Source organism: Aeribacillus sp. FSL M8-0254, from assembly GCF_038008845.1.
GTDB lineage: Bacteria > Bacillota > Bacilli > Bacillales > Aeribacillaceae > Aeribacillus > Aeribacillus composti.
Map to the genome: position 1 here is coordinate 3,780,625 of NZ_JBBOZY010000001.1, position 10,188 is coordinate 3,790,812.

The following is a 10,188-nucleotide window of genomic DNA, read 5'->3' on the forward strand; positions in this document are numbered from 1 at the left end:
ATATTGTCGTATTTCCCGGAAAATAATTTGTTGCTGTCGAACATTCTGTCCAAGTCTTTTTGCTAAGTATTTTTATAATAAAAAACTCTTCACGAAAAAGTGTGAAGAGTTATTTTGGAATTTTAATCGTTAATTGTATATAGTTTTCAAATTCTTCTTCTTTTGAATCTATTTTAACTCCTGTTTCAGCCACCATAGTCAAAGATTTCCGAATCGTATTCAAAGCAATTCTCGTATCTCTGCTGAACGCTTTTCTTTTCGGTTTTTGCTTTTCTTCTTTTTGGTCTAACATTTTAACTACGCGATCTTCTGTTTGTTTAACATTTAACTGTTTTTCAATAATTTCGTTTAACAATTTAATTTGCAATTCATGATCTTTTAAAGGAATGAGTGCTCGCGCATGACGTTCCGTAATGGATTTGTTTAACAATGCCTCTTGAACTTCTTTTGGGAGCTTCAGCAGACGTAGTTTATTGGCAATCGTCGATTGTCCTTTTCCAAGCCTTTGAGCTAACGCTTCTTGAGTCAGCTGATGGAGTTCAATTAATTTTGCATAAGCAACTGCTTCTTCAATGGCTGATAATTCTTCCCGCTGCAAGTTTTCAATTAAGGCGATTGAAGCGGTTTCTTTATCATTATAATTTTTTACTATAGCCGGAATTTCCATCCATCCAAGTTTTTTGACAGCTCTCCATCTTCTTTCCCCGGCAATAATTTCATACCGTTCATCCGTTTTTCTGACAACAATCGGCTGTATAATGCCATGAGTTCGGATTGTTTGCGCCAATTCATCAATTTTATCTTCAGAAAAAACAGTTCTCGGCTGAAATGGATTAGGGACGATCTCATCAACAGGAATATGCAAAATTTCTTCTTTTACATCTTTTTCTTCTTCAAAGTCCGTCACATCTTTTTCCCCAAAGCCAAATAATCGAGAAAAAGGATGCTTCATATGCTGACACCACCTTTAGAAACTACCAGCATTTATTAAATTTCTCGTTTTCTAGACAAATTTCCTGCTAAAAATGACAAACAAAAGATATTATTTTCAAACAAGTTACTCAATAGGCATTTTATTTGGTGTGCCGGGCTTCCTAGGATACTTTTTCGGAGTAGCACGATGTTTATGAATCACAATGATATTGCGCTGACTTTTTTCAATGGGCAATTGAAAGGAATGAATCGTCTGGACTTGTCCGCCAAATAATGAGATCGCTTTATTCGCCCCTTTTAATTCTTCTTTTACCGATTGAGCCTTCAATGCCAAAAAATCACCATTTACTTTCACAAGCGGGATACAAAGTTCACTTAGTACGGATAATCGTGCTACAGCCCTAGCTGTCACGATATCAAAAGATTCCCGAAATATTTTCTTTTGGCCGAACGTTTCCGCACGATCGTGGTATAAAAAGACATTTTCCAAATTTAGTTGAGCAGTTAAATGCTCTAAAAACGTAATTCGTTTTTTCAAAGAGTCAACGATTGTCAACTGCAAATGAGGAAAGCAAATTTTCAGCGGAATGCCGGGAAAACCAGCACCCGCTCCAACATCGCAAACGGAAAGAGGTCTGTTAAAATCATAAAAAAAAGCAGCCGAAATAGAATCATAAAAATGTTTGATATACACTTCTGTCCGATCCGTTATGGACGTCAAATTCACTTTTTCATTCCATTCCGTTAGGAGCTTAAAATATGCTTCAAATTGTTCCAATGCTTGTGAGGAAAGTGAAATCCCTCTTTCCTCCAGCAACGTTTGAAACTGAATACTGTCCATCGCTCTATCCTTTCGTCTCCATTTTTTATTCATTAGACACGCGGGCGATACGGCCTTGTTCCAAATAAACAAGTAAAATAGAAATATCCGCCGGATTGACGCCTGATATGCGTGAAGCCTGTGCAACTGATATCGGCCGAACCTGTTTTAATTTTTGCCGCGCTTCTGTTGCAAGTCCATTGATAGCGTCATAATCAATGTCTTCTGGTATTTTTTTGTTTTCCATGCGTTTTAATTTCTCTACTTGCTGCAACGATTTTTCAATATATCCTTCATATTTGATTTGAATTTCTACCTGCTCCTCCACTTCTTTAGGCAAAGCTTCACTTTCGGTAAGCATTTTTATATGTTCATAATTTATTTCTGGACGCTTCAAAAGGTCTGAGGCACGGATGCCGTCTTTTAACGGACTTCCTCCGACTTCTTCAATCAGTTTTTGAGTCTGTTCATTCGGCTTGATAATGATGGAACGGAGGCGTTTTTTCTCATTTTCTATCGCTTCTTTTTTGGCCAAAAACTTTTCATACCGCTCTTTTTTAATTAAACCGATTTTGTATCCGAGTTCTGTCAAACGCAAATCCGCATTGTCATGGCGAAGGAGAAGACGGTATTCGGCTCTTGATGTTAAAAGACGGTATGGTTCGTTCGTTCCTTTTGTCACCAAATCGTCTATTAATACACCGATGTAAGCATCAGAACGGCTGAGAATGATCTCTTCTTTATTCAACGCTCTTCTAGCGGCATTAATACCGGCCATAATTCCTTGACCAGCTGCTTCTTCATATCCTGAAGTTCCGTTAATTTGTCCTGCCGTATATAAATTTTTCACTTTTTTCGTTTCTAGCGTCGGCCATAGCTGCGTTGGTACGATCGCATCATATTCAATGGCATATCCAGCTCTCATGATTTGTGCATTTTCAAGCCCCGGAATGGTAGATATCATACGGCGTTGTACATCTTCCGGCAGGCTTGTAGAAAGCCCTTGAACATAGACTTCTTCCGTATTACGGCCCTCAGGCTCCAAAAAGATTTGGTGGCGCGGTTTATCATGGAAACGGACAATTTTATCTTCAATAGACGGACAATAACGAGGTCCTGTCCCTTTGATCATACCAGAATACATGGGCGATCTGTGCAAATTTTCGTCAATGATTTTATGAGTTTCACTGCTTGTATACGTCAGCCAACAAGGAAGCTGATCGGTAATATATTTTGTTGTTTCGTAGGAGAATGCGCGCGGCTCTTCGTCTCCAGGTTGAATTTCTGTTTTGCTGTAATCAATGGTTTTACTGTTGACTCTTGGAGGTGTCCCTGTTTTAAAACGAACAAGTTCGAATCCAAGTTTTTCTAAATGCTCTGACAGCTTAATGGACGGCTGTTGGTTGTTTGGTCCGCTTGAATAAGAAAGGTCGCCGATAATGATTCTTCCACGCAAAAACGTCCCTGTTGTTAAAACAACTGTTTTCGAACGATATTCGGCTCCTGTCTGCGTCACGATCCCTTTGCATATACCGTCTTCTACAATTAATTCTTCGACCATTCCTTGAAGCAATGTTAAATTTTCTTCCTGCTCCAGCGTCTTTTTCATTTCCCTTTGATATAAAACTTTATCGGCTTGTGCCCGAAGTGCACGAACAGCAGGTCCTTTTCCTGTATTTAACATTCTCATTTGAATATATGTTTTATCGATGTTTTTTCCCATTTCTCCGCCAAGCGCATCAATCTCACGGACGACAATTCCTTTTGCCGGCCCGCCGATTGAAGGATTACATGGCATAAAAGCTACCATATCCAAATTAATAGTCACTACTAATGTTTTAGCACCAAGCCTTGCAGCCGCAAGACCCGCCTCACAGCCCGCATGACCTGCGCCAACCACGATTACATCATATTCACCGGCTTGATATCGCATCAAATTCACACCCTTTCCTATTTACCTAAGCAAAATTGTGAAAACAACTGATCAATTAAGCTTTCATGTACACTGTCGCCAATGATTTCGCCGAGGAGTTCCCACGTTCTTGTTAAGTCGATTTGAACAATATCGATTGGGACGCCTTGTTCTATTCCCTCTATAGCCTCTTCAACAGCTTTTTTGGCCTGAGATAACAACGCAATATGGCGTGTATTGGAAACATAAGTTAAATCATCTGCTTGAAGATCCCCTTTAAAAAACAAAGAACTGATCTGTTGTTCCAATTCATCGATCCCTCTATCTTCCTTTAAGGAAGTGGTCACAATTGGATGTCCATTGGCAAGCTTCTGCACTTCATCCATATCGATTTTCTTCGGCAAATCAGTTTTATTGACAATGACAATAAAATCCATTCCCTTCACGGCTTCAAACAATTTTTTATCTTCTTCCGAGAGCTCTTCGTTATAGTTTAGCACAAATAAAATTAAATCAGCTTCTTTCAATACCTGTCGGGATCGCTCCACACCGATTTTTTCTACAATGTCTTCCGTCTCACGAATTCCAGCCGTGTCGATAAGACGGAGAGGGACACCTCTCACATTGACATATTCTTCTATTACATCCCTTGTCGTTCCTGGTATATCAGTTACTATCGCTTTATTTTCATGAACGAGTCCATTGAGCAAAGAAGATTTGCCAACGTTTGGCCGCCCAATTATAACGGTTGATAAGCCTTCCCTCAATATTTTCCCTTGGTTAGAAGTTGAAAGCAGTTTTTCAATTTCGTCTCGCACGTACGAAGCTTTTTCAATTAACATGTTATGTGTCATTTCTTCGACATCATCATATTCGGGGTAATCGATGTTGACTTCAACATGTGCGAGCGTTTCAAGAATTTCCTGACGCAGCCGTTTGATGCGCTTTGAAAGACGGCCTTCCATTTGCCCAAGAGCAACATTCATTGCTTTATCGGTTTTAGCCCGAATTAAATCAATCACAGCTTCCGCTTGAGACAAATCAATTCTTCCATTTAAAAATGCTCTCTTCGTAAATTCTCCTGGTTCCGCCAAACGAGCGCCGTGCTTAAGAACTAGCTGCAAAACGCGGTTAACTGTTACGAGACCTCCATGGCAATTGATCTCAACAACATCTTCTCTTGTAAATGTTTTAGGCGCCCGCATGACAGAAACCATCACTTCTTCAACCATTTCTTGCGTATCGGGATCAATTATTTTTCCATAATGAATCGTATGGGTTGGAACATCTTTTAATTGTTTCTTTGCAGGGCTTTGAAAAATGCGATCCGCAATGTCCACCGCCTCATCGCCGCTTAAGCGGACAATCGCAATGGCTCCCTCTCCCATCGGGGTGGAAATTGCTGCTATTGTATCAAATTCCATTGTCTCACCTCGCTTTTTGTGCGATCTATCATAAACCAATCCGGCAGTTGTTTTCATTCACCAAAGTTTAAAAATACCATATAGTCTAGAAAAAAGAAAAGCACAATGTTTATCCACAAAAAAATTATCTAATTTATTATTTTAACTTATCCACATGTTCATAACAATATTTCGCTACTTTTCACTTATTCACAATACTGTAACGTTTAAGAAACAAGCCAGATAATCTTCCATGGGGTTAGATCTGCATGTCTCGTAATTCAAAATAATGAAAAACGAAATGATTGATAGCTGGAGAAACAGCTTAAAAAACTGCTGGGCTTGAAAAATCAAAGAGGTACCAAAAAAGTTGAAGAGTCTTTAATAGAGGTTGACAGAAACCGAAAATTTCTTTTTAAAGGCATCAATTTGGAGGCTAAAAAAAATGATGAATTGGCTTTCCAATTCATCAAAAAACTTATTTTGGTGCGATGACGACATATCGATTGGGCTCTGTTCCGACTGAATACGTTTGAACCCTTTCATCTTCCATTAACGTTGAATGAATGATTTTTCTTTCAAAAGAAGGCATGGGCTCCAAAGAAAATTCCTTATTTGTTTTTACAACTTTATCTGCCAATTTTACCGCCAATTGAGTCAAAGTCTCTCGGCGCTTTTCACGATAATTTTCAGCATCCAAAATAATGGGGACGTAATCGGTTGACGTTTTATTCGCTACAAGCTGTGTCAAATATTGCAAGGAATTTAACGTTTGTCCTCTTTTTCCAATTAGAATTGCCAAATTTTCCCCTTTAATATTAAAATACGCTGTTTTTTCTTCAAGTTTAATATCAACGGAAGCTGTAATTCCCATTTCTTTTATAACCTGCTCAAGGAAATTTTTCGCCTCGTCCAATGGATTAAGATCCGTATTCTCGTTCCATTTTAACAAATCATCCGTCAATTCGCTTGTTTCCTTTAATTTCACATGGACAATGGCAGGTTTTTGGCCAAATATCCCAAAAAGCCCTTTTTTTCCTTCATCGATAATTCGAATATCCACTTGTTCCTTCTCAACATTTAATTCTTTTAAGGCTTTCTTCACAGCATCCTCAACGGTCTGTCCAGTAGACGTTATTTCTCTCACTTTTGAGCTCCTCCTGCCTTTTCAGAAGCTTTGCGTATATCTGAACCTTTGATCACAAGAGTTTGGACAATCATAAAAATATTTCCGACTACCCAATAAAGTGATAAAGCTGCTGGGAACGACACCGCAAAAATGACAATCATAATCGGCATCATCCAAAGCATTGTTTGCATTTGCGGATTTATGTTTTCTGTTCCTGCCATCATTAATTTTTGCTGAACAAATGTCAAAATGCCTGCTAAAAGAGGTAGAATAAAATAAGGATCTCTCTCACCTAGATCGAACCATAAAAAGCTGTGTTCAGCAATTTCCCGGGTTCTCATAATGGCATGGTAAAATCCAATTAAAATTGGCATTTGAATTAATAGTGGTAAACAACCGGCAAGAGGATTAACACCATGCTTTTGAAATAAAGCCATTGTTTCTTGTTGAAGCTTTTGCTGTGTTTTTTGGTCTTTCGAACTGTATTTTTCACGCAGCTTTAAAATTTCCGGCTGAATTTCCTGCATGGCCTTTGAATTTTGAATTTGTTTGATCATTAACGGCAAAATCGCTAATCGAATTAAAATGGTTACGATGATAATGGATAAACCATAATCATTTCCAAATAGCTGCGCAAAATATGTAATTAACCAAGAAAGCGGATAAACAATGTACTGGTTCCAAAAACCTTCACTGTCTTTTGTAATCGGTTCATTTATTTCCGTACACCCAGACAAAACAGATGCTAGTCCAAGAATAGCCAGCAATAATACTATTCGCTTCTTCAAAAAAACTTCCTCCTAACAAATTCTATATATCATAATTAAAAATAATCCGTTTCCATTCAAAAAGTATTTTACCATCTTTTTTGTAAAATTGCTTTTGATTTCTTAATGATTTTTTGTCTGATAAATGTTCATTTTTATAAAAAGATGAACAAGACTTTTTTTTACCTCATGATAATTCATTTTCGCAGACGGTTTCCTCGCAATAATAATATAATCCTTCCCTTTAGCGATATTGTCCTTCTCTTCTAAAAATACTTGACGAATCAAACGTTTTACTTTATTCCTCGTCACGGCATTGCCAATTTTTTTACTGACAGACAGCCCGATCCGAAAATCTTTTGTATCCGGCTGATCAAGCATATAAATAACGAACTGTCTATTCGCCATTGACTTTCCTTTTTGAAATACTTTTTGAAAGTCCTTATTTTTTTTTATCCGGTTCCTTTTTTTCATTCCATTCACTCCGACTCTCCGATTTACTCGAGAGATCAAGTAACTTCATTTTGTGTAAAAAAGACCACTGACTTTTTTTCAGTGGTCTACGCTGATAATACTTTTCTTCCTTTACGGCGTCTCCGAGCTAAAACCTTTCGACCGTTTTTTGTGCTCATCCGGCTGCGGAATCCGTGAACTTTGCTGCGTTTTCTTTTATTTGGTTGATATGTTCTTTTCATTCTATGACACCTCCCCGAGGATTAACTCTAAAAAGACAGTCTTTCTAATTATAGTAAAGGAATATCCTAATTGTCAACTAAGGTCCATTGTACCCAGCTATGAGGAGTAAATTTATCAATTTTCGGTAGTATTATGCAATTACGACTTATCCACAGTTGGTAAAATTTTCCAGTTAAATTTATTTACAAAAAGGGTCAAAAAGAACCAATTTTGCTTATTTTTTTAAAAAATGTGGATAACTTATTTTTGTTTGTTGTGGATAACTTTTTTTCTTTGCCAAACATCACATCCTTTGGTACAATTAATTCGCTAGGTAAACCTAATTTGCATAGGTTTTCCCAGTTGTGCGATATCCTCGTCTGTTAGTGTTTGCCCACGGAAGGCTTCTAACAATCGCGAGGATATTTCTTTTATCGTTTTCTTCATGCTTCTCAATATTTTTGACCCATGCTCATGTAACACCATGATAATCTCTGTAATTTGGGTTAATAGGTAGTGATTTTTCATGGCATTGTAATCTTGGCTGCTTGCGTGTTCAATGTGGTAGCGCAGGTTTTTTTGTCTGTTAAACCCCTCATTCTCTATTCTCCAGCGGCTTCTGCCAGCGTTCATCAGTTTCTTTGCATTGTTTTTTGTGATTTTTATATCTGTGATAAAGGTAAATTTTTGTTTTCTTTTTTCATCTTCTAATTCGCATTCGAAAACATTCACCCCAAAGCCTCTGTAATCAATATCGTTCACCCAGGTGATTTCCCCTCGCTGTTCGCTTTCACGTATCTTTACCACATTGGCTTTCTTGCCTTCCTCCTCTTCCATATTTTTTAACGCTTGAAACTCATCGGTGATGCTTTTAATACGATCTTCCTTAAAACGGAATAAGTAGTTCCAATTATTCGCCTTGCATTGTTTAAATACATTTTCGCAGGCATAAAGACTATCGGCAATCAGACAGATAGGCAGTTTTTTAAAGGTGTCTTTCAGTCTAGCAGTCAGTCGATAAAAAGCATTCAACTCACAATCTTGCTTTTCCACGTCCTCTGATTCATTTTCAATAAACTCGGAGGCCACACTTAGTACCATATTTCCCACAATTAACTTGGCTTCCAAGACATGATGCATGTAGATGGTCTTTATTTTTTCTTCACCCGTTTCCTTGTCTATGTATTTGCGCTCCCGTTTCAGGCAGTGTTCACAATGTTTTTTGTCAAAAGTAAAAATACCGGTCCCATCTATGGCAATACCCCAGTATTTCCCATTGATACGATAGGATTCAAAACACCTCTTTTTGAATAATTTCTTGATCATATCGATTCGGATCCTTTCAAGTTCTGCCGGGTTCACTCGTGCCAAAAAATCATTGATTGTGTCATAATGGGGCAGTTCTTCCAAATCTTCATTCCCCAACAATTTCCCCAAATTTTTAATGCACTCTTCCTTATTAAATTCGTTTGTCATTTCGCGCATACTTTTTAAGTTGCATGCATTTTTCAAAATAACCATCATCAAAAGGACTTCCGTGTCATAGGTAATATAGCTTTGGTGCCTTGGATCATCAATAGTTTTGAGCAATTTGTTTAAATTTTTAAAAAAGTGATTTTGTGTTTTTAGCAACTCGAATAAATAATTTACCTCTTTTTCCTTTTCACGCTTTTCCTTCCTCGTTACCATAAAAAAATCCCCCCCAAATGCCAATATATTAGGTTTTTTACATACCCTTATTATCACATATTTGGCAAAGTTTAGGTGGAATTATCTCGAAGAATTTTTACTCTTCAGGGCTGCATTGTACCATCGGCAAACAACATTGTGGATATTTTTTTATAAAAAATACAGTTTTACAGCAATTATCGACATTTTTTTCACACATTTATCGACATGTGAATATTTTTTTCAACAGCATGTTGTCTTGTGGATAAACTTTCAAAACCCATTGCAACACATAGGTTATTTTGATATGATATTTGTGTTTTACCTCTGAATATCTTTCATTTATCATTATATTATCCACACATTGTGGATAAATTGTGGAAAGTTGTTAACGGCCCTGTGAAGGAAGTTTTCCACACTCTCTGAATTTTGTAGAAAAGTTATTTTTCTACTATATTAAATATTTTTGTGTAAACATATGTGGAATGCATATTTATTCATTGTTCATTTTTTACAGCCGATGTAAAGGAGGGTGACCCCAAAGAGCCATGGAGAACATAGAGGACTTGTGGAATCGGGTGCTTGCCGAAATTAAAAAAAAGGTCAGTAAACCGAGCTTTGATACCTGGCTAAAATCTACAAAAGCACACGCTTTACAAGGTGATTTGCTCATCATTACTGCTCCAAATGAATTTGCGAGAGATTGGTTGGAATCCAGATACCTGCATTTAATCGCGAACACAATATATGATTTAACAGGAGAAGAAATCGGTATAAAATTTATCATTCCGCAAAATTTGACAGACGATGAATTTATGCCTAAATCCCCCATTAAAACATCGCCAAAAAAAGGGGAAGAGACAAATGAATTTCCCCAAAAC

Annotated in this window: 10 protein-coding genes; 1 reads left to right on the plus strand and 9 read right to left on the minus strand. The window is 37.4% G+C overall.

The window, feature by feature from the left end; translation table 11 throughout:
- Positions 1 to 109: 109 nt before the first annotated feature.
- From noc to NSQ44_RS18265, 9 genes are all read right to left on the minus strand, one after another.
- Entirely contained in the window at positions 110 to 952 is an 843-nt protein-coding gene (gene noc / locus NSQ44_RS18225) for a nucleoid occlusion protein (RefSeq protein ID WP_063387754.1), read from the minus strand.
- 105 nt (positions 953 to 1,057) lie between these two features.
- Complete coding sequence (gene rsmG, locus NSQ44_RS18230; RefSeq protein ID WP_063387753.1) at positions 1,058 to 1,774, minus strand: 16S rRNA (guanine(527)-N(7))-methyltransferase RsmG; 717 nt, start codon at positions 1,772 to 1,774, stop codon at positions 1,058 to 1,060.
- 25 nt (positions 1,775 to 1,799) lie between these two features.
- Positions 1,800 to 3,686, minus strand: coding sequence for a tRNA uridine-5-carboxymethylaminomethyl(34) synthesis enzyme MnmG (gene mnmG, locus NSQ44_RS18235; RefSeq protein ID WP_063387752.1), 1,887 nt, complete (start codon positions 3,684 to 3,686; stop codon positions 1,800 to 1,802).
- Positions 3,687 to 3,703: 17 nt separating this feature from the next.
- The gene (gene mnmE / locus NSQ44_RS18240; protein ID WP_327862584.1) at positions 3,704 to 5,089 is read right to left on the minus strand and encodes a tRNA uridine-5-carboxymethylaminomethyl(34) synthesis GTPase MnmE; all 1,386 of its coding nucleotides are present in this window, start codon (positions 5,087 to 5,089) and stop codon (positions 3,704 to 3,706) included.
- 457 nt (positions 5,090 to 5,546) lie between these two features.
- Positions 5,547 to 6,215 carry an RNA-binding cell elongation regulator Jag/EloR gene (gene jag, locus NSQ44_RS18245; RefSeq protein ID WP_340858047.1) on the minus strand — a complete coding sequence of 223 codons (669 nt, stop codon included), beginning with the start codon at positions 6,213 to 6,215 and terminating at the stop codon, positions 5,547 to 5,549.
- A complete protein-coding gene (gene spoIIIJ, locus NSQ44_RS18250) occupies positions 6,212 to 6,985 on the minus strand; it encodes a YidC family membrane integrase SpoIIIJ (protein WP_063387749.1) in 774 nt (257 codons plus the stop codon). The genes jag and spoIIIJ overlap by 4 nt, the downstream gene beginning before the upstream one ends.
- Before the next feature lie 102 nt (positions 6,986 to 7,087).
- The gene (gene rnpA / locus NSQ44_RS18255; RefSeq protein ID WP_340858049.1) at positions 7,088 to 7,438 is read right to left on the minus strand and encodes a ribonuclease P protein component; all 351 of its coding nucleotides are present in this window, start codon (positions 7,436 to 7,438) and stop codon (positions 7,088 to 7,090) included.
- 86 nt (positions 7,439 to 7,524) lie between these two features.
- On the minus strand, positions 7,525 to 7,659 hold the full coding sequence (gene rpmH, locus NSQ44_RS18260; RefSeq protein WP_063387747.1) for a 50S ribosomal protein L34: 135 nt from the start codon (positions 7,657 to 7,659) through the stop codon (positions 7,525 to 7,527).
- 310 nt (positions 7,660 to 7,969) lie between these two features.
- Complete coding sequence (locus NSQ44_RS18265) at positions 7,970 to 9,328, minus strand: transposase family protein (protein WP_094245205.1); 1,359 nt, start codon at positions 9,326 to 9,328, stop codon at positions 7,970 to 7,972.
- Positions 9,329 to 9,855: 527 nt separating this feature from the next.
- Between NSQ44_RS18265 and NSQ44_RS18270 the strand changes: the two genes are divergently transcribed.
- A partial coding sequence (locus NSQ44_RS18270) for a DnaA N-terminal domain-containing protein (protein WP_340858054.1) occupies positions 9,856 to 10,188 on the plus strand: 333 nt, incomplete at its 3' end.